Origin of the sequence: Tatumella ptyseos ATCC 33301 (assembly GCF_000735525.1) — a bacterium.
Taxonomy (GTDB): domain Bacteria; phylum Pseudomonadota; class Gammaproteobacteria; order Enterobacterales; family Enterobacteriaceae; genus Tatumella; species Tatumella ptyseos.
Window position 1 is genome coordinate 68447 of record NZ_JMPR01000027.1, and the last position, 22670, is coordinate 91116.

The 22670-nt window shown below is 53.4% G+C and carries 22 protein-coding genes; 10 read left to right on the forward strand and 12 right to left on the reverse strand.

The features are described from left to right. Positions 1-33 precede the first annotated feature (33 nt). Entirely contained in the window at positions 34-735 is a 702-nt protein-coding gene (hda, locus tag GTPT_RS07310; RefSeq protein ID WP_212713451.1) for a DnaA inactivator Hda, read from the forward strand. Here the strand turns inward: hda and arsC are convergent. From arsC to GTPT_RS07330, 4 genes are all read right to left on the reverse strand, one after another. After that, on the reverse strand, positions 732-1088 hold the full coding sequence (gene arsC, locus GTPT_RS07315; protein ID WP_025903622.1) for an arsenate reductase (glutaredoxin): 357 nt from the start codon (positions 1086-1088) through the stop codon (positions 732-734). The genes hda and arsC overlap by 4 nt on opposite strands. A 6-nt stretch (positions 1089-1094) precedes the next feature. Next, the gene (bepA, locus tag GTPT_RS07320; RefSeq protein ID WP_029990904.1) at positions 1095-2573 is read right to left on the reverse strand and encodes a beta-barrel assembly-enhancing protease; all 1479 of its coding nucleotides are present in this window, start codon (positions 2571-2573) and stop codon (positions 1095-1097) included. A 220-nt stretch (positions 2574-2793) separates the two neighbouring features. Then, positions 2794-3258, reverse strand: a complete 465-nt coding sequence (bcp, locus tag GTPT_RS07325) for a thioredoxin-dependent thiol peroxidase (RefSeq protein ID WP_025903620.1) — start codon at positions 3256-3258, stop codon at positions 2794-2796. A gap of 146 nt (positions 3259-3404) precedes the next feature. After that, on the reverse strand, positions 3405-3983 hold the full coding sequence (locus GTPT_RS07330; protein ID WP_025903619.1) for a glycine cleavage system transcriptional repressor: 579 nt from the start codon (positions 3981-3983) through the stop codon (positions 3405-3407). A gap of 143 nt (positions 3984-4126) precedes the next feature. Between GTPT_RS07330 and dapA the strand changes: the two genes are divergently transcribed. From dapA to GTPT_RS07355, 5 genes are all read left to right on the forward strand, one after another. Continuing rightward, positions 4127-5005: a 4-hydroxy-tetrahydrodipicolinate synthase gene (dapA, locus tag GTPT_RS07335; RefSeq protein ID WP_025903618.1), complete on the forward strand. Its 879-nt coding sequence runs from the start codon at positions 4127-4129 to the stop codon at positions 5003-5005. Positions 5006-5019: 14 nt separating this feature from the next. After that, positions 5020-6048: an outer membrane protein assembly factor BamC gene (gene bamC / locus GTPT_RS07340; RefSeq protein WP_029990907.1), complete on the forward strand. Its 1029-nt coding sequence runs from the start codon at positions 5020-5022 to the stop codon at positions 6046-6048. Positions 6049-6190: 142 nt separating this feature from the next. Further along, a complete protein-coding gene (purC, locus tag GTPT_RS07345) occupies positions 6191-6904 on the forward strand; it encodes a phosphoribosylaminoimidazolesuccinocarboxamide synthase (RefSeq protein ID WP_029990908.1) in 714 nt (237 codons plus the stop codon). Between the two features lie 186 nt (positions 6905-7090). Continuing rightward, positions 7091-7981: a KPN_02809 family neutral zinc metallopeptidase gene (gene ypfJ / locus GTPT_RS07350; RefSeq protein ID WP_025903615.1), complete on the forward strand. Its 891-nt coding sequence runs from the start codon at positions 7091-7093 to the stop codon at positions 7979-7981. Further along, positions 7957-9981 (forward strand): tRNA(Met) cytidine acetyltransferase TmcA, encoded by a 2025-nt coding sequence (locus GTPT_RS07355; protein ID WP_235501140.1) that lies wholly within the window; start codon positions 7957-7959, stop codon positions 9979-9981. The genes ypfJ and GTPT_RS07355 overlap by 25 nt, the downstream gene beginning before the upstream one ends. Before the next feature lie 208 nt (positions 9982-10189). On the opposite strand, the gene GTPT_RS07360 is transcribed toward GTPT_RS07355, so the two are convergent. The 3 genes from GTPT_RS07360 to GTPT_RS07370 are packed head-to-tail and all read right to left on the reverse strand — an operon-like array spanning position 10190 to position 11908. After that, complete coding sequence (locus GTPT_RS07360) at positions 10190-10378, reverse strand: YpfN family protein (protein ID WP_025903613.1); 189 nt, start codon at positions 10376-10378, stop codon at positions 10190-10192. A gap of 19 nt (positions 10379-10397) precedes the next feature. After that, positions 10398-11525, reverse strand: a complete 1128-nt coding sequence (gene dapE / locus GTPT_RS07365) for a succinyl-diaminopimelate desuccinylase (protein WP_025903612.1) — start codon at positions 11523-11525, stop codon at positions 10398-10400. After that, positions 11525-11908, reverse strand: a complete 384-nt coding sequence (locus GTPT_RS07370) for an ArsC family reductase (RefSeq protein ID WP_029990912.1) — start codon at positions 11906-11908, stop codon at positions 11525-11527. The genes dapE and GTPT_RS07370 overlap by 1 nt, the downstream gene beginning before the upstream one ends. A 571-nt stretch (positions 11909-12479) precedes the next feature. On the opposite strand from GTPT_RS07370, the gene ansP reads away from it, so the two are divergent. After that, positions 12480-13955, forward strand: coding sequence for an L-asparagine permease (ansP, locus tag GTPT_RS07375; RefSeq protein WP_029990913.1), 1476 nt, complete (start codon positions 12480-12482; stop codon positions 13953-13955). 205 nt (positions 13956-14160) lie between these two features. Next, positions 14161-15198: a DUF1176 domain-containing protein gene (locus GTPT_RS07380; RefSeq protein WP_029990914.1), complete on the forward strand. Its 1038-nt coding sequence runs from the start codon at positions 14161-14163 to the stop codon at positions 15196-15198. Here GTPT_RS07380 and ampH read toward each other — a convergent pair. From ampH to amiA, 5 genes are all read right to left on the reverse strand, one after another. After that, positions 15195-16337 carry a D-alanyl-D-alanine-carboxypeptidase/endopeptidase AmpH gene (gene ampH / locus GTPT_RS07385; RefSeq protein WP_029990915.1) on the reverse strand — a complete coding sequence of 381 codons (1143 nt, stop codon included), beginning with the start codon at positions 16335-16337 and terminating at the stop codon, positions 15195-15197. The genes GTPT_RS07380 and ampH overlap by 4 nt on opposite strands. Before the next feature lie 166 nt (positions 16338-16503). Further along, positions 16504-18495, reverse strand: coding sequence for a transketolase (tkt, locus tag GTPT_RS07390; protein WP_038011141.1), 1992 nt, complete (start codon positions 18493-18495; stop codon positions 16504-16506). 43 nt (positions 18496-18538) lie between these two features. Then, entirely contained in the window at positions 18539-19489 is a 951-nt protein-coding gene (gene tal / locus GTPT_RS07395; RefSeq protein ID WP_029990917.1) for a transaldolase, read from the reverse strand. A gap of 192 nt (positions 19490-19681) precedes the next feature. Further along, on the reverse strand, positions 19682-20590 hold the full coding sequence (gene hemF, locus GTPT_RS07400; RefSeq protein WP_029990918.1) for an oxygen-dependent coproporphyrinogen oxidase: 909 nt from the start codon (positions 20588-20590) through the stop codon (positions 19682-19684). A gap of 37 nt (positions 20591-20627) precedes the next feature. After that, the gene (gene amiA, locus GTPT_RS07405; RefSeq protein ID WP_038011145.1) at positions 20628-21494 is read right to left on the reverse strand and encodes an N-acetylmuramoyl-L-alanine amidase AmiA; all 867 of its coding nucleotides are present in this window, start codon (positions 21492-21494) and stop codon (positions 20628-20630) included. Positions 21495-21714: 220 nt separating this feature from the next. On the opposite strand from amiA, the gene GTPT_RS07410 reads away from it, so the two are divergent. Further along, the gene (locus GTPT_RS07410) at positions 21715-22140 is read left to right on the forward strand and encodes a GNAT family acetyltransferase (protein WP_025903603.1); all 426 of its coding nucleotides are present in this window, start codon (positions 21715-21717) and stop codon (positions 22138-22140) included. Between the two features lie 44 nt (positions 22141-22184). Further along, the gene (locus GTPT_RS07415; RefSeq protein WP_029990919.1) at positions 22185-22640 is read left to right on the forward strand and encodes a DUF2919 domain-containing protein; all 456 of its coding nucleotides are present in this window, start codon (positions 22185-22187) and stop codon (positions 22638-22640) included. Positions 22641-22670: the final 30 nt, after the last annotated feature.

Below are 22670 nucleotides of genomic sequence, written 5' to 3' on the forward strand. Positions count from 1 at the left end.
AGCGCGTTTTTTGCCATTTATGCTGAGGTGCACCTGAACACGCCGGCGCAATTGTCTTTGCCGCTTTACCTGCCTGACGATGAAACCTTTGCCAGTTTCTGGCCAGGGGCCAACTCGTCGCTACTCGCTGCGCTCAAAGGAGCGTTAACACAGCAACATGGCGGCTATCTCTATTTCTGGTCACGTGAAGGCGGGGGACGGAGCCATTTACTGCATGCAGCCTGTGCCGAGATATCCTCACGGGATGAAGCGGTAGGTTATGTGCCGCTTGATAAACGGACCTGGTTTGTCCCGGAGGTTCTGGAAGGGATGGAGCATCTGGCGCTGGTCTGCATCGATAATATCGAATGTATTGCCGGTGATGAAGACTGGGAGATGGCCATTTTCGATCTCTATAACCGGATCCTGGAAACCGGGAAAACCCGCTTACTGATCACCGGTGATCGGCCACCGAGGCAGCTGAACCTGAAATTAGCCGATTTGGCATCCCGTCTCGACTGGGGCCAGATCTACCGTTTGCAGCCTTTGTCAGACGATGAAAAATTACAGGCCATGCAGTTACGTGCAGGGTTAAGAGGGTTTGAACTGCCGGAAGATGTCGGCCGTTTTCTGCTCAAACGCCTCGACCGGGAAATGCGCACGTTGTTTGAAACGCTGGACAGGTTAGATCATGCCTCTATTACTGCCCAGCGTAAACTGACGATCCCTTTCGTGAAGGAAACGCTCAGTCTTTAGCAATCCAGGATTTCAAGAACCTGCTCAGGAGGCCGGCCCAGACGGGCCCGGTCACCGTTGACTACCAGTGGCCGCTCAATCAGTTTCGGATGGCTTGCCATCGCTGCCAGTAACTGATCCTCCGTCAATGTCTTATCGGCCAGCCCCAGAGTTTTATAGATTTCTTCATTACGCCGCATCAGCTGGCGGGGTTCACTGAATCCGGCCGCGGCTAACAGTTGTTTCAGTGTTTCCGGTGACGGAGGGGATTCAAGGTAGAGAATAATTTCCGGCTCGATCCCCCGTTGTTGCAGCAGACCGAGGGTCTCTCTGCTTTTGGAACAACGGGGGTTGTGATAAATCTGGATAGTCATAGGGCATTAACCTTTCTGATACTGACGGAAACGTTGCTGTAACTGACGCAACTGATCGATACGGGCATCATAACGTGCCTGTTTCAGGCTGCCAACGGGGACCTGTGCACTGGCACTGACCAGTGCGCGGATTGCCTGTTCCAGTTGTCCGTTCAGTGCCAGCCCCTGCGCCTGAGCAAATAACACTTCGTCACTGTCGCCCAATGCAGCATTTGCCTGCGTCAGGAGATCCCAGCCATTCGGGTCATCCGGATAACTCCAGGTATAGCGATTCAGCAGGGTGCGGGCCTCACCGGGCTGGCCGGCTTCCAGACGGGCATTGGCCAGATTCAGCTGAATGACGGGGTTATTCTGTTGCTGACTATTCACCGATGTCAGTAATTTCACGGCGGCGGCCGGCTGTTTCAGACCGATGTCGATATCGCTCATGATATCCAGAAACCACAGGTTGTCCGGATGCTGCTGTAGCAGGGGCCGGATGATGTTTCCGGCATCACGGTATTTTTTTGCCTGCAGAAATAATACGGCTTTTCCGTACCGGGCGGCCAGTTGCTGACGCTGATTGCCTTTCGCATACTGGTCGAGCAGATCATCCAGTAGTCCGTTGCGTTGTCCCCCGGCCGGGCCATACATCCCTAACATCCGGACTTTGGCAAAGAAGAAGTCCTGTGACGAATGTACGACGACCGCGGGCATCTGATTTGCACGGTTTCGGGCATCGGCCAGCCGGCTATCCGGTAACGGGTGGGTCAGCAGAATTTCCGGGGGTTTGGAATCATAACGGGATAAATCTGCCAGTTTCTGCATAAAATCCGGCATCGCCTGCGGATCAAACCCGGCACGTTCCAGTACCTGAATACCAATACGATCCGCTTCTTTTTCGTTTTGCTGGGTAAAACTAATGATCCCTTGCTGTGTCCCGGCCAGTGTTCCGGTGAGCGCAGCCATCCCGGCCTGCGGATTCGCCATGGCAAGCAGAATGGAACCCAGCGCTCCGACCCAGGTGAGAGGCGCGCTGCGTTTTTGTTCTTCCATGGCCCGGGCCAGGTGGCGTTGAGTCACATGCGATATTTCATGGGCCATGACCGAAGCCAGCTGGCTTTCGTTATCGGTATAACGAAACAGGGCAGAATGCAGCACCACATTACCGCCAAAGAAGGCAAACGCATTCAGCTCATCATTTTGGATCAGGTAAAAGTGGAACGGGGTTTTGACCGAATAAGCATGGGCCACCAGGCGCTGGCCCAGTGTGTTGATGTAATTATCCAGCAGCGGGTCATAGATTAGCGGTGCACTGTGGCGTAATTCACGAACGTAGAAGTCGCCCATCTGCAGTTCTTCATTAATCGACAGTGTGGCACCGGCGGTGGTACCGATATCCGGCAAGGTATCCGTCACATCGGCGGCACAGGCTGCCGGTAGGGATCCCCCGGCAGAGGCCATCAGTATCAGGGTTACCAGCGTATTTCTTAACGAGAACGTCATTCTCCATCCCTGTTCATCAGCAGTGGAACAATACCCGGATACTGAGACAGGTTCGCCAGTTTCGCAACGGCTCATATCTGAATCTGCGGTGTCGGCAAACGATGTCAGAGGGGGGCGTCATTAAGCGGGAGTATAACAGAGCGACTGTACGGGTGTGAGTCCCGTAATCAGAAGGTGTGATACCGGCGCAGAATGATGCCTGCGGTATCACACCGGGGGATCAGGATTGCAGGTAGTTCAGGATAATGTCGTGATGATTAGAGGTTTTAAAATCATCAAAGACTTTTTCCACTGTCCCGTCAGCTGCAATCAGAAAACTGGTACGATGAATACCATCATAGGTTTTCCCCATAAATTTCTTCTCACCCCAAATTCCGAACTGCTCACAGACCTGGTGGTCTTCGTCGGACAACAGGGTGAAATTCAGTAATTCTTTTTCCGCAAAACGGGACAGCTTTTCCGGTTTATCGGTGCTGATCCCCAGTACCTGCACCCCCGCGCTGTTCAGGGCGGCCATATTGTCCCGCAAGCCACAGGCTTGTACCGTACATCCCGGGGTCATCGCTTTAGGGTAAAAGTATATAAGTACCCGCTCACCCTGGAAGTCGGTCAGGTTAACCTGTTCCCCGTCCTGATCAGGCAAGCTGAACAAAGGTGCTTTATCACCGGCTTTCAGTGGATTCATCACAACTCTCCGAACTTATCTCTGGGCTGTGTCAGCCCGTGGGTATTAAGATATCTGCTAACCTACCTTCGGAAAAAAGTCGCTACGGCACAAGTGCGTAAAATGCGCAATTTTCCCCGGGGCAGGTAACTTCCGGGCAGGTACTTTCACCGGCCGGGAAATGTTTCTGACGCGTCACTGTCGAGTATGCTAAACAGCCGTATACTGCCCTGCGCATGGAGTTCTGTACAGAGCTGATGAAACGCCTGTTCAAAAATATGCCGTTCATTCTGACCGGTACTGTGGGCAGTTATCTGAATATATAACGTCGGGGACTGACCTGCGCTGACCGGATGGGTGCGCGAGACCAGCTCGGCAATATTCATGCGGTGCTTATCCATCAGGTCGGTAAAGCGTTCGATAATGCTGGGTGAGTCGGCCACTTCAACTTCAATCCGCACGGTTTCCGGCCGCGGCGGATGAGCTTCAACTTCGGTCCTTTTCATCACAATCAGTAACTCAAGTTCAGCCCCTTTCATTGGCAGTGTAGACTCTATTCGGCCGATAGCGTCCCAGCTTCCGGACAGCAGCATAATAAAGGTGAACTCGTCCCCTAACAGCGCCAGTCGGCTGTCATCAATATTGCAACCGCAGCGGCTGACATGACGGGTGATGGTATTGACTATCCCCGGTCGGTCAGCCCCCAGAGCGGTAATGACTAAATGGTGTTGTTGTGATGGCGACAAAGTAGGCTTTCCTGTTCTTTTACTAATAACCTTAAGGTAAACATAAAAAAAACTGCTGACAAGCATATGAAGCGTCCGGCTTGCTTGCTTTTCACCTGAGGTAAACCGTACCATGAACCAATTGTGGGTTGAGGGGATCGCTAATGTTTACCGGAAGTATTGTTGCGCTAATCACGCCGATGGATGATAACGGCCATCTTTGTCGTGAAAGTCTGAAAACACTTATTGATTATCATGTTGATAGCGGAACGTCTGCCATCGTGTCCGTCGGTACGACGGGAGAGTCGGCAACACTCAGCCATGAAGAACATGTGGAAGTCGTAAAAGCCACGGTAGAACTGGCCGACGGACGTATTCCGGTCATTGCCGGCACCGGCACCAACGCGACGGCTGAAGGTATTGCACTGACCCGCCATTTTGAAAACAGCGGAGTGGTGGGGTGTCTGACTGTCGTTCCTTATTACAACCGTCCGACTCAGGAAGGGATGTATCAGCATTTCAAAGCGATCGCCGAAAGCACCGATTTACCGCAAATGCTGTATAATGTGCCGTCCCGTACCGGGTGCGATATGTTACCCGATACTGTTGCCCGCTTAGCCGAAATCAAAAATATTATCGGAATTAAAGAGGCAACAGGGAACTTATCACGTGTGAGTCAGATCCAAGAGCTGGTTGATGAAAAGTTTATTTTGCTGAGCGGCGATGACGCCAGCGCGTTAGACTTTATGCAACTGGGAGGCTCGGGTGTCATTTCTGTCACAGCAAATATTGCTGCCCGTGAAATGGCGGAAGTCTGTACGCTTGCTCAGCAAGGTCGTTTTACAGAAGCCCGGCACCTGAATCAACGTCTGATGGATCTGCATCACACGTTATTTTGTGAACCCAATCCTATCCCCGTTAAGTGGGCAGCCAGGCAGCTGGGATTGATCGCGAAAGACACTTTACGTTTGCCGATGACGCCGTTGACTGCAACAGCAGAGCCTGTCATCACCCGGGCAATGCGTGAAGCAGGTCTGCGATAATTTAGGGAGTTTCAATGGCTTATTCAGTTAAGAGTTCGGCAGTCGCCAGAGTTGCCGGTTTGTCAGTGGTTTTATTACTGACTGCCTGTTCTCATGATCAGCATTATAAGCGGGAAATTAACGGCAACCTGGATTACCTGAAAGCGACAGGATTGCAGGATCTCAATACCCCTTCAGGGATGATTTTACCTCTGGAGAGTGGCCAGTATCAGGTCCCTGCGGGAACCATTAAAGGGGCTACGGGTACACAGCTGGATATCCGTCCGCCGGCCCAACCGCTGGCATTACTGAATGGCAGCCGGACGCAGCTTTCCGGCAACAGTGCAGTACTTATTATTGAAAATCCGCAGTCGGATACCTGGGATCAGGTTGTCAGTATTGTGCAGGTACAGAAGTGGGGGATCGCACAGCGTGATGACGCGACGCAGCAATTAACCACAGAATGGATTAACTGGGATCGTCCTGATGAAGACCATCAGTACCGTGGCCGTTACCAGATAACCGTCGACAAGCAAAGCTATCAGACGGTGATCACTGTCCGTTCGCTGGAACTGCAGCAGAAGGGTGTGGCTGTGACTAGTCCGGAGGAAATTCAGCGTTATAGCACACAACTGCTGAACACGATTTCTTCCGGACTGAATGCGATTGCGACGGCGCGTGCCAATGCCTCCGGTAATCTCACCGGCAGCATTGATGTGCAGAGCGGTGCCGATGATACCGGATTACCGGATCTGATTATCCGTGCGCCTTTCAATACCGCCTGGGAACGTTTACCTGCAGCATTGCTGCGTGTCGGTATGAAAGTGTCCGATAAAGATCGTTCCGAAGGTAGCCTGAAAGTGAGTTACAGCGCACCGGGTAGCAGTACCTGGAATGCGTTAGGCGCGAAAGATCCGGGCCTGGTCAATGGTGATTACAAATTACAGTTAGGTGATTTGGATAACCGCAGTAGCCTGCAGTTCATCGACCCGAAAGGGCATGTGCTGACCCAGTCGCAGAATGATGCGCTGGTTCCTGTGTTACAGGCCGCGTTAAATAAATAAGTCTTTAAGGCCGGAGCTTCTCCGGCCTTTTTATTTTTGTTTTAGCATAGTAATATTCCGCAAGGTAAACGATTGCGTGGCGTGAAGATTCCGAGTAAATCAGCAACCGTGCGTAAGTTCTTTCATGTTTGGAGTTAATAAGATGCAAAAGCAAGCTGAGTTGTATCGCGGCAAAGCTAAAACAGTGTTCAGTACTCAGGATCCTGACTTACTGATCCTGGAATTCCGCAATGATACATCAGCAGGAGACGGGGCAAGAATCGAGCAGTTTGACCGCAAAGGAATGGTTAACAACAAGTTTAACTATTTTATTATGCAAAAGCTGCAACAGGCCGGCATTCCGACTCAGATGGAAAGATTGCTTTCTGACACTGAAGCATTGGTGAAAAAGCTCGATATGGTTCCGGTAGAGTGTGTGGTGCGTAACCGTGCCGCCGGTTCCCTGGTGAAAAGACTGGGTGTGGAAGAGGGTATCCCTCTGAATCCGCCGCTGTTTGATCTTTTCCTGAAAGACGATGCTCATCATGATCCGATGATCAATGAATCTTATTGCGAAACCTTCGGCTGGGTAAGTCAGCCGCATCTGGCGCGGATGCGTGAACTGACCCTGCAGGCAAACACGGTATTGAGTCAGCTTTTTGATGACGCCGGGCTGATTCTGGTGGACTTCAAACTGGAATTTGGTCTGTTCTGTGGTGAAGTTGTGCTGGGTGATGAATTTTCACCGGACGGGGCACGTCTATGGGATAAATCGACGATGGCTAAAATGGATAAAGATCGTTTCCGTCAGAGCCTGGGCGGAGTGGTTGAAGCCTATGAAGAAGTGGCTCATCGTTTAGGCGTGCCGCTCGATTAATTTCCGCACCGCCGTACGCTGAAACGCCGGTATTGCACTGTCAGGTGCAACCGGCGTTTTCTCTTTTATGTGTTCCCCGCCGGCTATTTTTCTGTCTCTTGTCATTGCATGGGTTCCGATACTGGTCATCCTTCTGTTCACCCACTAAAATCAGCCAGATGTAATAAAAAATAACAGAGGTAACAGATGCGTTGGCAAGGGCGACGGGAAAGTGACAACGTAGAGGACAGACGCGATCAGTCCTCTGCAGACAACAGTGGCACCGGGGGTGGCGGTATCCGTATCCCGCGGGGTAAAAGCGGTATTGTGATACTGATTGTGGTTGTGGTGGCCGGCTATTACGGTTATGACCTGACGCCGTTGCTCGGTGGCGGAAGTCCTCATAGTCAGGTCACCACCACTTCACAGACCGCCGGTAAACCACAGCCCCATACGGCGGCTGATGACCAGGCGGCGAAGTTTACTTCGGTGATCCTCGCCTCGACAGAAGATGTCTGGGGGCAGATTTTTCAGAAAATGGGCCGGCATTATGTGGATCCAAAGCTGGTGATGTACCGGGGACAGACCACCACCGGGTGCGGTACCGGGCAGTCGGTCATGGGGCCTTTTTATTGTCCGGCAGACCAGACGGTTTATATTGATCTCTCCTTTTATGATGAGCTGAAAAATAAACTGGGGGCCGGAGGAGACTTTGCTGATGGCTACGTCATTGCCCATGAAGTCGGTCACCATGTACAGAAATTATTAGGGATTGAAGAAAAGGTCAGGCAACAGCAGCAACAGAGCAGCAGAACGGAAGCCAACCGTTTATCGGTGAAGCTGGAGTTGCAGGCCGATTGCTTCGCCGGGGTATGGGGACATTATATGCAGCAACAGAATGTCCTGGAAACCGGAGACGTGCAGGAAGCGCTGAATGCCGCACAGGCCATTGGCGACGATAAACTGCAACAGCAGAGTCAGGGAAGGGTGGTGCCGGACAGCTTCACTCACGGAACCTCACAACAGCGATACAGCTGGTTCAAACGTGGTTTTGACAGCGGAGATCCTGCACAGTGCAACACCTTTGCGACCCAATGACAGCACTGTTCTCTGAAAGTGAACACATGCGGCGAACCGGGGTTCGCCGCCTTTGTATTATCAGTGGTGACCCCGACTGGGTTTGCCGGTCAGCACAGACGCTGAGACAGGGGCTGGCGGGTGACTGGCTGACCGTCAGTACGGCGCCTGAAACGCTTTCCCCCTGTATCCCCCCGGCAGCGGTTAGGCAATGTCTGGGCCGCGAATTTCGTCATGCGATTTTTGATGCCCGATCCGGCTTTCATGCGGAAGCGCTGGCAACACTGGCCGGGACCTTGCTGGCCGGCAGTTGGTTGCTGCTGCTGCTGCCTCCCCGGGAGCAATGGCCGCATTGGCAGGATCAGGACAGCCTGCGCTGGGCCGATACCCCGGAGGCTATCGACGTGCCGGGGTTTATGTGGCATCTGCACTCGGTACTGGCCTCGTCACCGGACGTCAGTTACCTGGAGCAGCACCAGCCGGGCAATGTCCCGCCGCTTCCCGACTATCAGGCGTGGCAATGCTGCGCCCCGGCGCAGCAAACAGAGCTACTTCAGCAGTTAAATGCCTTGCAGCGGGGTGTGGCGGTAGTCACCGCTCCCCGTGGCCGCGGGAAATCTGCGCTGGCGGGGATGCTGGCCCGGGATAACCCGGGCGCATTGATCTCCGCCCCCGCGAAAGTCTCCACCGAAGTTTTACAGCAATTTGCCGGTGAACATTTCAGGTTTATCGCGCCGGATGCCCTGGTCGCTGAAGATAAGAGGGGAGAGGGCTGGCTGATTGTCGACGAAGCCGCTGCCATCCCCGCACCGCTGTTGCAACAGATGGTGAGCCGGTTCAGGCGAGTGTTGCTCTGCACCACGGTACAAGGTTACGAGGGGACAGGGCGCGGCTTTTTACTGAAGTTTTGTGCCGGATTACCGGAGGTGGTTCAGTACAGTCTTTCTGAGCCCCTGCGCTGGGCAGCCGGTGACCCTCTGGAACGTTTTATAGATGCACTGTTTCTGTTTGATGACAGAACCGATCCCCCGGCCGGAAAGGGAACCGGGATCCGGTGTCTGCCCTCTGCGGCCTGGTTATATGAACCCGCGAAAGCACAGGCCGTATACCGTCTGCTGACGGCTGCCCATTACCGGACCTCCCCGCTTGATTTACGGCGGATGATGGATGCTCCCGGAATGACATTGCTGGTCGATGAGACGGAAAGCGGATTGCGGGGAGCCTTATGGCTGGTGGAAGAAGGTGGGCTCTCACAGCCGCTCAGTGAGGCCATCCGGGCCGGATTTCGGCGTCCGAAAGGAAGTCTGGTTGCGCAGTCTCTGGCGGCTCACGCCGGTTTCTCACAGGCGGCCAGTATGCGCTCTTTACGTATCAGCCGCATTGCCGTTCACCCACAGGTGCGGCGTCAGGGAAGAGGTCAGGCGCTGGTCATGGCAGCGATTGCCGCGGCGGAGGGCTATGATTATCTGTCGGTCAGTTTTGGCTATACCAGGGAGCTATGGCATTTCTGGCAGTCATGCGGATTTCGTCTGGTCAGGCTGGGGACACAGCGTGAAGCCAGTAGCGGTTGCTTTGCGGCCATGGCAATCCTTCCCCGGACGGCGGCGGCCGGTCAATTGGTGATCGCGGCGGAGCAGCGGATGTCCCGTGACGGGCCGTATATGCGAAAGCGCGGGTTATCTGACCCGGATTTTCCTGTCGCTGAGGAATGCAGTGATAATGAATTCAGTGATGAGGACTGGCAGGAGCTGGCGGCTTTCGCCTGGGGAAGGCGGCCGTTTGAATCGGCTTTCCCTGCACTGATGCGCCTGAAGGCCGGTATTTCACAGCCTCCTCCCGGTCTGTTTGCGCTTGCGGCAGAGGCCGGGGATATCAGCGAACAGCAGTCGGTCGTGGCGGCAGGAGGCCGAAAGGCCTGGTTACGTCTGCTGCGCCAGGACGTCGCTCAGGTGTTATCGGAGCTTAATGAGCACAGGGCCAGGCAGTTTGCCGGACAACTGGAGGCTTTGCAAAACGTCTGATCGACAGGAAACCCTGTGTAGCCGGACCGGAAAAAACGAACGAGAGTGAACAAAACAGGCCATAAACAGCGATGTCAGAAAATCATCGACAGCGCCCGGCAGGGGGATTCCGGTCTGCAGCCGTGGCAAACTTCCGGTGGCGAACACCGCACAGTAAAGGCAGGAGAGAAACACGGATATCCGCAGGGGATATCCGTGTGATGGCCGATCACTTTTTCTTTGGCCAGTCGTCATCGTCGTCCCACTTATCGTTGAAGTCACGATGTGGCGGGAGTTCAGGTTTATTATCCAGATACTTTTTCGTGTCGACGCGTTTCAGGTCTTTATAGACATTCACCAGAATGCCGACCATAAACACAATAATAAAAACCCACCAATACTCTTTTAACCATTCCATGACGTGACTCCTTCAGTCATCAGGCAATCAGCTGGTCCATAATCCTTTGGTACATCCGGCTGAGAGTTTGCAGATCAGATGCTTTTACACATTCATTAATTTTATGGATGGTAGCATTGACCGGCCCCAGTTCCACGACCTGCGTTCCCATCCGTGCGATAAAACGTCCGTCAGAGGTACCGCCGTTAGTCAGCAGTTGTGGCTTGATCTCATTATAGTGCTGAACTGCATTGACTACCGCATCGACCAGTTTACCTTTCGGGGTAAGGAAAGGCTGACCGGACAGATTCCATTCCAGCGTGTAGCGAAGCTGATGGCGCGTCAGCAGGGCTTCAACCTGTTCCCGGATCAGGGTATCGGTCAGTTCCGTACTGAAACGGAAGTTGAATTGTACAAAGAGATCGCCCGGGATCACATTGTTGCTGCCGGTACCGGCCTGAATATTTGCGACCTGCATGCTGGTTGGCGGGAAGAACTCATTGCCTTCATCCCAGCGGGTAGCGACCAGTTCATTCAGTGCAGGCAGTGCCCGATGTACCGGGTTATCAGCAAGGTGCGGGTAAGCCACATGCCCCTGCACACCATGTACTGTCAGATTCGCCGTAATGGAACCCCGACGGCCATTTTTTACCACATCACCGACGACTTCGGTGCTGGATGGCTCACCGACCAGGCAGTAGTCCATTCGCTCCTGGCGGGCCATCAGAGCCTCGACCACTTTGACCGTGCCGTTGATCCCGCTCGCTTCTTCATCTGAAGTGATCAGGAATGCCAGACGACCACGATGGTTCGGATTCATGGTCACAAAGCGTTCAGCGGCCACCACCATGGCAGCCAGTGATCCTTTCATATCGGCAGCGCCACGGCCAAATAACATACCGTCGCGGATGGTCGGCTCAAAGGGCGGGTTAATCCAGTGGCGGCTCTCTCCCGGCGGGACGACATCGGTATGGCCTGCAAAGGCCAGTGTTTCGCCTTCGCCCCGGGTCGCCCAGAAGTTTTTGGTATCTCCAAAATTCATCGGTTCAATCCGGAAACCGATCGCTTTCAGGCGGTCGATTAACAGCGACTGACAGCCGGCATCCTCCGGGCTTACCGAAGGACAACGGATCAGTTGCTGTGCAAGTTCAATAACGGGGCAAAACATTATGTATTCTCCTGAATAAACGTCAGGTAAGTGGAAGGTGAAAAACCGGCGAGCAGTTTACCGTTCGTCGCACACAACAGCGGCCGTTTGATCACGGCCGGGTGTTCCAGCATCACCCTGACAGCACTGGCACTGTCCTGAACAGAGTCACGGATGTCTTCAGGGAGTTTTCGCCAGGTCGTACCTCGCTTATTCAGCAGTGTTTCATAGCCTAGCGCGCCAACAAATGCCGATAACCGGCAACTGTCGATTCCGTCCGCACGGTAATCATGGAATCGGAAAGCGATGCCCTGCTCTTCCAGAAAGCGCCGTGCTTTACGCACCGTATCGCAGTTTTTAATGCCGTACAGGGTCAGCTCGGGGGTGGTTTCATTATTTATCATTCAGGGGAACAACCTGTTATTAAAAGTGCTGCCAGCCACACCGGAGAGCGGGTCTGATAAAGCGTTTATTATATCTGCCCGTGATAATGCCGTATCAGAGCCGTTTAATCTACCCTGCGCTCATGGCGGAGGCCCTGGCGGATCGGGTGACGGAGACGGTTTTTTTAGCAGATAAAACTGTGCTGAAAGAAGACCGGCATTGATCCTGCTGCCATATCGGGGCTATACAGCGGCTATTCCTGCATTCAGTCCCGGGGCCGGGTACAGAGTGCTGCAGAACATTGTCTTACATTTTTCGAAAACAGGCGGTGAAACGCAGTTTTATTGATAAGAAACACCCAATATAACAATAAATTATATTAATTTTCCCCGAAGGTTGAAGAAAGAGTGTGATCTCATACGATTCAGGGGTCTTTACGGAGGATGTATTTAACGGGTAGGATGCGACGCCCCATTTTTTTCTTATGACAGAATTTTATGATGTTGCGTGGGACATTGTACTCAGTCCGTTTTTAGCAGAACGCAAACGATTACTGTTGTGTGGCAGATGGTCAGGACAAACAGGATAACTATGAAACATACAAAAAAAACAGCCGAAGAATTACGAGCGGCAAAGCGTAAATGGCTTAATTCACACGATGCCGGTTACCGTAAAGAAATGGGTAACCGACAGGTGCAGATGATAGCGATTGGTGGTGCGATTGGTACCGGACTGTTTCTGGGGGCTGGCGCTCGCTTACAGGCCGCCGGGCCTGCACTGGCCCTGGTCTACCTGGTCTGTGGTATTTTTTCTTTTTTCATCCTCCGTGCTCTGGGTGAACTGGTATTGCATCGCCCGTCGAGCGGAAGTTTTGTCTCTTATGCCCGTGAGTTCATGGGAGAAAAAGCCTCTTACGTGGCCGGCTGGATGTATTTTGTTAACTGGGCAATGACCGGGATTGTCGATATCACCGCGGTGGCGCTGTATATGCACTACTGGGGCGCGTTCGGCGATGTACCGCAATGGGTGATTGCGCTGGGTGCCTTAGCCGTGGTCGGCACCATGAACATGGTGGGTGTTAAGTGGTTCGCCGAAATGGAATTCTGGTTTGCGCTGATTAAAGTCATCGCCATCGTCGTGTTCCTGATTGTCGGTGTTGTTTTTCTCGGCAGTGGTAAGCCACTGGCGGGAGGCCAGCCAGGGTTCCATCTGATCACGGATAACGGAGGCTTCTTCCCGCATGGTCTGTTACCGGCACTGGTGCTGGTACAGGGCGTCGTGTTCGCTTTTGCCTCGATTGAGCTGGTAGGTACTGCCGCAGGCGAGTGTAAAAACCCGAAAATCATGGTACCCAAAGCGATCAATAGTGTTATCTGGCGTATCGGACTGTTTTATGTCGGCTCCGTGGTCCTGCTGGTGCTGTTACTGCCCTGGAATGCCTATCAGTCCGGGGAGAGTCCGTTTGTAACGTTCTTCTCAAAACTGGGTATCCCGTATATCGGCAGCATTATGAACATCGTCGTACTCAGTGCTGCACTCTCCAGCCTGAACTCCGGCCTGTATTCGACCGGCCGTATTCTGCGCTCCATGTCGATGGGCGGCTCTGCGCCGAAGTTTATGTCCCGCATGAACCGTCAGCAGGTCCCTTACGCGGGCATTCTGGTCACCATCGGGGTGTATATTTTCGGGGTGCTGCTTAACTATCTGGTACCTTCCCAGGTGTTTGAAATTGTCCTTAATGTGGCGTCACTGGGCATTATCTCTTCCTGGGGCTTTATCGTGTTGTGTCAGCTGAAGCTGCGTAAGGCGATTAAGGAAGGTAAAGCGGAAGACATTAACTTTAAGCTGCCGGGGGCTCCGTTTACCTCCTGGCTGACGTTACTGTTCCTGTTTGCGGTGCTGGTGTTGATGGCTTTTGACTACCCTAACGGGACCTATACTATTGCCTCGATTCCGCTGATTATGATTATCCTGATTGCCGGCTGGTTCGGCGTTCGCAAACGCGTTCATGCGATTGCCGCACAACAGCATGATCATCTGCAGAGCGCGCCGCAAGATAAGCTCTGATCCCGGGAACCTCCTGAGACGAAAAACCTGCCACTGGCAGGTTTTTTTATCGGTAACAGTCAGGAGATGATTAAAATAGTCACAGCCCGATCCTGCTAAGAGTCCGATGATTCTTATTGAGACGCACCAGAGCATTCCGGATCATTCCTGTTTGGTTCGTCGGTACCGGAAGATTCAGTCCGGCCTCCTTCCCCGGTAAAGTGTTATGCAACTCTATAAAATTCTTTTGTTATCGTTATTGTTCCCGGCAGGTGCCAGCCATGCGGTACAACCGGTTCAGACAATTATCTCGGGATGGGAATTAACCTGTGATAATTTTGCGGTCTGTCAGGGACGGAATCTGAACAATGATGGCGGATTAATGATCAGTTTTTACCGGACCTCTTCCCGGGTACCGGTAAGCTGGCTGCACGTTGAACTGCATCCGCACAGCGCGCTGTCTGCGACAGACACTCCGTTGATACAACGACTGAAGATAGATAACCAGCCTCTGGCGCCGGTTCCGTCGCAGGAGAGCCGTCAGGCTTTGCTGATTGATGATCCTGAGGCCGCGCAGCAGACACTGACGGCACTGATCCATGGAAACCGGCTGACCGCCAGCCAGCCTGACGGAAGCGGGATATCTCTGACCGCTCTGGCAGCAGTCATCGCCGAAGCTGACAAAATCCAGTCAGCCGTGCCGCCAACACCTGCTTTGCCGGAAACACCCCCGACACTGACCGTGGAAGGCAGTCAGCCCGCACCGGTCACGCCACTGACCGCGTCGGAAAGCAGAGATTTTGCAGATTATGCGATTTCACAGATAGATGTGGACAGTTGTCCGCTGGCCCCGGTTTTCCGGCAGATTAAGCTCGCAGCGCTGAGTAACACCCAGGCCCTGATGCTGATCAGTTGTGAAAGTGCGGCGTACAATACCTTCTACCAGGCGTATAAAATCAGTCGCCAGGCTCCGCTGATTGCCCGCCGATTGGGATTTCGTCTGCCGTTTAATTATCCGCAAGGTTTTGACCTGACCAATGTTCGTTATGATCCGCAAAACCGTGAGCTGACAACATTGTTATGGGGCAGGGCATTGGGAGATTGCGGAACGGCCAGCCACTGGCATTACGACGGGCAGAAATTTGTACTGGAGAAATTCAGCAGTGAAAGCGGTTGTGACCACTGGCACACCGCCAGCGACTGGCCGGTATTATGGTCATCACTGTCTGCGGACAGAACTCTGCCCGCAGACGCCGGAATCTAGCGGCGGTGATTACGGACCAGTGCGGTGATCAGTTCGTTTACGCCATCACTCATCGGCATAAAATGGCTGGCACCGGTGCGGGCGACCACGATAAATACCCCCACATTATGTTCAGGTGACATGGCGATATAGGTCATAAATCCGCCCCCTCCGCCGGTTTTTTCCAGCAGTGCAGGTCTCGCGCCTTCCGCAGGCATATGCAGCCATCCCATACCGATGGCATCGGCCCGGCCTGCGACATCCATCCCGTTGACACGCAGCAGCGAAGAACGCGGATAAATCATTTTCTGCAGGTCCGGCGCTAACGGTGAACGCGGATGACCGGCAGCGCTCAGGAACTGCTGCATCCAGCGTCCCATATCTTCAGGAGTGGAATAGACGCCTCCGCTACCGATGGCGGCCAGCGTATTATCACACGGACTGGCGTTCTCATCCGGGATCATCAGCCTTTTACACTGGTCCGGTGATGGGGTGAACGTGGTATCTTTCATACCCAGCGGACGGGTGACCAGTGTACGAAGTAACTGAGGGTAAGGCTTACCGGCAGCCCGTGAAAGGGCATCGGCCAGGAAGTCAAAACCGAGGTTGGAATAGGACACTTCAGTCCCTGGTGAGTATCGCAGTCTGGCATGGGCAAGCCACGCCCAGCGCTGGCTGCGTACCGGCCAGACAAAGACCGGACGGTTCGGTCTGCCGCCCGGCATTTCACGGGGAAGACCGGCACTGTGGGTCGCCAGGTTGATTAACCGGATGCTGTTACCATGCCAGGACGGGACGACCACACCTTTTGGCGCATAGCGGCTCAGCGGATCATTAAAGTGAACCCGACCGGATTCGGCGAGATGAACCAGTACATCGGTCGTCATCAGTTTGCTCAGGGACGCTATCCTGACCAGTGAATCTTTCTTCGGACGGATACGATTTCCCGGACGGGTTTCTCCCAGGCTGCTAAAGACCCGCTGATTGCCATCGATAACCATGACAGCCATACCGGCGGCCCGGGTACCATGAAAAATCTGATTTGCATAACGGTCGGTAATCTGAGACGTCAGTTCCGGTGACGGGTTGGCTTGTGCCTGGCTGCATAATGAATAAAGTGAGCCAGCCAGCGCCAGTATAAGTGATGCGTGCTTTTTCAATCGATAATGTCCGTGGAAAATCAGTGGATAACGGGAAAGGGATAGTTTAAAGGGTTTAACGCTGGCGGAAAGAGGATAATCAGGGATTTTATGTATCCTGATATGAGGATCGTTACGCTTTTTAAAAATCTCCCCCTTCCTGTGACGAAAAGGGGGAGCGGGAGAGTTACAGAAGCGCGTTAGCTTTCGCCACCACGTTTTCTACGGTGAAGCCGAACTCTTTAAACAGCAGATCCGCCGGCGCTGACTCACCGAAGCTGGTCATACCGACAATTGCACCGTTCAGGCCGGTATATTTGTACCAGAAGTCAGCGATAGCTGCCTCGATAGCCACACGGGCGGTGACTGCCGCCGGCAGTACCGATTCACGGTAAGCCGCATCCTGCTTATCAAAGGCATCCGTTGACGGCATCGAAACAACACGGACTTTACGGCCCTGTCCGCTCAGCTGCTCTGCCGCCGCGACGGCCAGAGAGACTTCTGAACCGGTGGCAATCAGGATCAGTTCCGGCTGGCCGTCACAGTCTTTCAGTACATATCCGCCGCGGGCCACGTTCGCCAGCTGCTCTGCACTGCGTGGTTGCTGCGCCAGGTTCTGACGGGAGAAGATCAGTGCGGTCGGGCCGTCCTGACGTTCGATAGCGTATTTCCAGGCCACCGCGGATTCCACCTGGTCACACGGACGCCAGGTGCTCATGTTCGGAGTCGTACGCAGGCTGGCCAGCTGCTCGACCGGCTGGTGAGTCGGACCGTCTTCACCCAGACCGATAGAGTCATGGGTATAGACCAGCACCTGACGGATTTTCATCAGGGCTGCCATACGCGTGGCATTACGTGCATATTCCACAAACATCAGGAAGGTTGCGGTGTAAGGCAGGAAGCCGCCATGCAGGGAGATACCGTTCGCCACCGCGGTCATTCCGAACTCACGCACACCGTAATGGATATAGTTACCTGCGGCATCCTCGTTAATCGGTTTAGAGCCGGACCACATTGTCAGGTTGCTCGGGGCCAGGTCCGCTGAACCGCCCAGGTATTCCGGCAGCAGTTTACCGAACGCTTCAATGGCATTCTGTGAGGCTTTACGGCTGGCGATGTTCGCCGGGTTTGCCTGCAGCTGTTCGATATATTTCTGTGACTCTTCCTGCCAGTTTTCCGGCAGTTTGTCACGGGTACGACGGACAAATTCCTGAGCCAGCTCCGGGAAAGCCTGCTGGTAGGCAGCAAATTTTTTATCCCACGCCTGCTCTTTCTCAGAACCGGCATTTTTGGCATCCCAGGCCGCATAAATATCGTCAGGGATTTCAAACGGTGCGTAGTTCCAGCCCAGTTGTTTCCGGGTCAGTGCAATTTCCTCGTCACCCAGCGGGGCGCCGTGGGCATCGTGGGTACCGGCTTTGTTCGGCGAACCGAAACCGATCGTTGTTTTGCAAATCAGCAGTGACGGTTTGTCGGTTACGCTGCGTGCTTCTTCCACCGCACGGCGGATAGCGTCATGGTCGTGGCCGTCGATACCGCGGATCACATGCCAGTGATAGGCTTCAAAACGTGTACCGGTGTCGTCGGTAAACCAGCCATCGGTGTGACCATCGATGGAAATACCGTTGTCGTCGTAGAAAGCGATCAGTTTACCCAGTTTCAGGGTACCGGCCAGTGAACAGGCCTCGTGAGAGATCCCTTCCATCATGCAGCCATCACCCATAAACGCGTAGGTGTAGTGGTCGACGATATCGTGGCCCGGACGGTTAAACTGGGCAGCCAGTGTGCGCTCAGCAATGGCAAAACCGACCGCATTGGCGATGCCCTGTCCCAGCGGCCCGGTGGTGGTTTCCACGCCCGGGGTGTAACCGTATTCCGGGTGGCCCGGGGTACGGGAATGGAGCTGGCGGAAGTTTTCCAGTTCCTGAATCGGCAGATCATACCCGGTAAGGTGCAGCAGGCTGTAAATCAGCATGGAACCGTGGCCGTTAGACAGAATAAAACGGTCACGATCGGCCCAGGACGGGTTCTGCGGGTTATGGTTCAGGAAATCACGCCATAACACTTCGGCAATATCAGCCATGCCCATCGGGGCACCCGGGTGACCGGATTTGGCTTTTTGTACGGCATCCATACTGAGGGCACGGATAGCATTCGCGAGTTCTTTATGAGAGGGCATAGTGCATTCCAGTTGGTTAATAAAAAGTTAATGGATACAAAAACTATAGCCGGGCTGCCAGCATATCTTCCAGTTTTTGCTGGTCGATAGCGAACTGACGGATACCTTCAGCCAGTTTTTCGACGGCCATCGCATCCTGATTATGCAGCCAGCGAAATTCATCTTCGGCCAGCGGGGCTGGCTGATGGAACGCCTCTACAGAGGGGACCAGTTGACGTTCAACGCTGACCTCTGAGTCTTTCAGCGCCCGAAGTAATTCCGGTGATACCGTTAACCGGTCACAACCGGCCAGGGCAAGGATTTGTTCCGGTTTACGGAAGCTGGCACCCATCACGATCGTCATATAACGATGTTTCTTATAATAGTCGTAAATTTCCCGTACTGATTTCACGCCGGGATCGTTTTCTGCAACATAAGAGGAGTCAGGGGAACGACTCTGATACCAGTCGTAAATACGCCCGACAAACGGGGAGATCAGATAAACACCGGCTTCAGCACAGGCCCGGGCCTGGGCGAAGGAGAACAGCAGAGTCAGGTTGCACTGAATACCGTTCTGCTCCAGTGTTTCTGCTGCTTTGATCCCCTCCCAGGTCGCGGCCAGTTTAATCAGCAATCGGGAGCGATCCACGCCCTGATCTTCATACATTTTGACCAGTTTTTCTGCGCGGGAAACGCACAGTCCGCGGTTAAATGAGAGGCGGGCATCGATTTCGGTGGAGACCCGTCCCGGAATATATTTCAGGATTTCGACACCGGCGTTTACTGCGACCCGATCACTGGCGTTCATAATACGGGTTTCCCGGTTCCCCCCCTGCAGGTTCGCATATTGGAGCGCCTCGGCGATCAGTGGCTGGTAGTCGGGTAATGCGGCTGCCCTGAGGATCAGGGAAGGGTTGGTTGTGGCGTCCTGAGGCTGATACTCAGTCACAGAGGTCATATCGCCACTGTCAGCGACCAACGTCGTAAACTCTGTTAATGCGTCAAGCGAATTCATAGCCCGGTTCTCGTCCTTCAGAAGCGAGCCTCCCGGCGAAAAGCGGAAAGACTCGTAACAGTAATTTAACACTGTGCCGTAGTTTTTCCGGGAAGAAAATACGTTTTCTCCGATAGTAGCAACAGGGGAAATTAAAGAAGGCGGGAAAGCGGGAGATAAAGCGTTATCTCCCGTCAGAAAAAGGCGCGGGGATCAGAGCCAGTCTTTTACCGGTAGGAATTTTTCATACAATTCCGCTTCAGGGCTGCCCGCTTCCGGCTGGTAGTTATATTCCCAGCGTACCTGCGGCGGCATTGACATCAGGATGGATTCAGTTCGTCCGCCGGTCTGCAAACCGAACAGGGTACCGCGATCCCAGACCAGGTTAAATTCTACGTAACGTCCGCGGCGGTACAACTGGAACTGACGTTCACGCTCGCCCCAGCTCAGAGACTTACGACGTTCGACAACCGGCAAATAGGCTTCTGTAAAGCCGAGCCCGACCGCCTGCATAAAGGCGAAGCAGTGGTCAAAATCCGGGCTGTTCAGGTCATCAAAGAATAATCCGCCAATGCCGCGCTGTTCATCGCGGTGGCGCAGGTAAAAGTAGTCATCACACCATTTTTTATAGCGGGGATAGACGTCGTCACCAAACGGCTGGCAAATATCCCGCGCGGTCTGGTGCCAATGCACGGCATCTTCTGTAAAACCGTAATAAGGCGTGAGATCAAAGCCACCGCCGAACCACCAGATAGGGTCAGCGCCGGGTTTTTCAGCAATAAAAAAGCGGACATTGGCATGGCTGGTAGGGACATAGGGGTTATGCGGATGGATAACCAGCGAAACCCCCATCGCTTCAAAACTGCGACCTGTCAGTTCAGGCCGGTGTGCCGTGGCCGATGCCGGCAGGTGAGTCCCGGAAACATGAGAAAAGTTAACGCCTGCCTGCTCAAAGACAGCCCCTTCACGCAAGACCCGTGAACGTCCGCCGCCGCCGCCTTCACGCTGCCAGACATCTTCGCTGAAGCCTGTTTTACCATCAGCATCAGCCAGTTGCTGACAGATTTTATCCTGCAATGACAGCAGGAATTCTTTTACCTGGATCTTGTCGGGAGCGTTCATATCACTTCATTTGTTAAGGGATTTGCGGGGATTATACCTAACTTACCCGGCGATTGTGGACTACTGACTCATTATAATAGTTCACGATCCCTTCCGTAATTGCCCCGGCAATTTTGCGCCGGAAGACCGTCGTTCCCAGCAGCTTTTCCTCTGAAGGGTTGGTAATAAACGAGGTTTCCACCAGCACAGAAGGAATAGACGGTGATTTCAGCACGGCGAAAGCGGCCTGCTCAGTGACCTGACTGTGCAGATGATGAACCGGACGGATACGCTCAATCACGTGTTTACCCAGCGTCAGGCTGTTTTTAATGGTATTGGTCTGGACCAGGTCAAACAGGATCTGCTGCAGATAATGGTCTTTTTCCTCCACTTTGATCCCGGCGACTTTATCGGCAGAGTTTTCACGGTCTGAAAGATAGCGGGCCATTGCACTGGTTGCTCCGCGGTTAGAGAGAGCAAAGACAGAGGCACCATGAGCTTCGGGGCTGGTATAGCCGTCAGCATGGATAGACATAAACAGGTCAGCCCCGTGCTGGCTGGCGATTTCCACACGCTGATACAGCGGGATAAAGTGGTCGGTGTCACGGGTCATCCGCGCTTCAATATACGGGTGATTATTCAGCATCTGACGAACGTTCCCGGCAATTTCCAGCACCACATGTTTTTCCATGGAGCCTTCTTCACCGACGGCACCGGAGTCGATCCCGCCATGGCCCGGGTCCAGCATCACGATAAACTTACCGTTTTTAGCCGGCTTATGGGGCTGTGGCGTATGGGCTGCCTGCGCTCTGAGATCAGGCTCTTTGGCGAGTACCGCCTTGGGTGACAGCACTGCCAATGCCAGACCGGAAAAGAGTAGCTGGCGGCGGTTCACCAGTTGTTTCATCGGGGACAATTTTTTCATCTGCAGTTCCATCCTGGTAATTATTTAGTTAATACCATGGTGTTATATCGTAACAACCACACTTTTGCGACAAAGCAAATATTTCAGCCTTTTACGGAGTATTGCAGTTCTGTTCTTTACAAATATCAGAATTTTCGGCTTTGTTTCATGCCTGAGGCTTGCAGTGAAGGCGGAAAACGCCATAATCAGCGGATATTTGTTATGTAAAGGGGCATCGGCGATGGAAATACGGGTATTTCGCCAGGAAGATTTTGACGAAGTTATTACGCTTTGGGAACGTTGTGATTTATTGCGCCCATGGAATGATCCGGAAATGGATATCGAACGTAAAATGAGCCATGATCCTGATCTTTTCCTGGTCGCTGTGCTGGGCGGTGAGATTGTCGCCACGGTCATGGGCGGCTATGACGGTCATCGCGGCTCCGTGTATTATCTGGGGGTGGATCCTGACTATCGCGGTCGTGGTTTTGCCAATGCCATGATGACCCGGTTAGAAAAAAAACTGGTGGCCAGAGGTTGTCCGAAAATCAATCTGATGGTGCGTGAAGAGAACGATGTGGTTCTCGGGTTTTACGAAAAGCTGGAATATGAAATCGGTGACTCGGTAGTACTGGGTAAACGCCTGATTGAAGACCGGGAATACTGATCTGTCTGCCCACCGCAGGCACAGAACGAGGCCACAGATTACCCTTGATTCATTATTCACCTGAAAATTATGACAGCAAAGGGCAACTTCGCTTGCCTGTCCTGTTCTGGCTGGTTCTGATTTTACAGGCAAGAACCTGGATAGTTCTGGTCCTGGCGGGCGCCTCCCGGCAACAGGGTAATGAACTGCTGACGCTGTTCTACCCCGATCAACAGGGGTTCTATCCGGGGCTGGCATTTGGCCTGGTGGCTGCGGTGGCGTTTCTGCTGTCCGGTCGCCGTCAGCAATTCCCCCGCTTCTGGGCTGCCTGGCGCTGGGCCTTAGTCGCTGCAGCACTCTTCACTTTCGGCTGGCAACTTCTGCAGTTCAGTTATACGTTATTGCAACAGTCACCGGTCCCGTTAATTTTGCTGATTTTTGATCTGTTATCCGCGATCTGGCTAGTGACCGATCGCCGTCTGCGTGACTGCTTCCGTGCGGAGAATGTTTCCGGCGAATAAACTTTCTGATGTTTTATGACTCCAATCAGC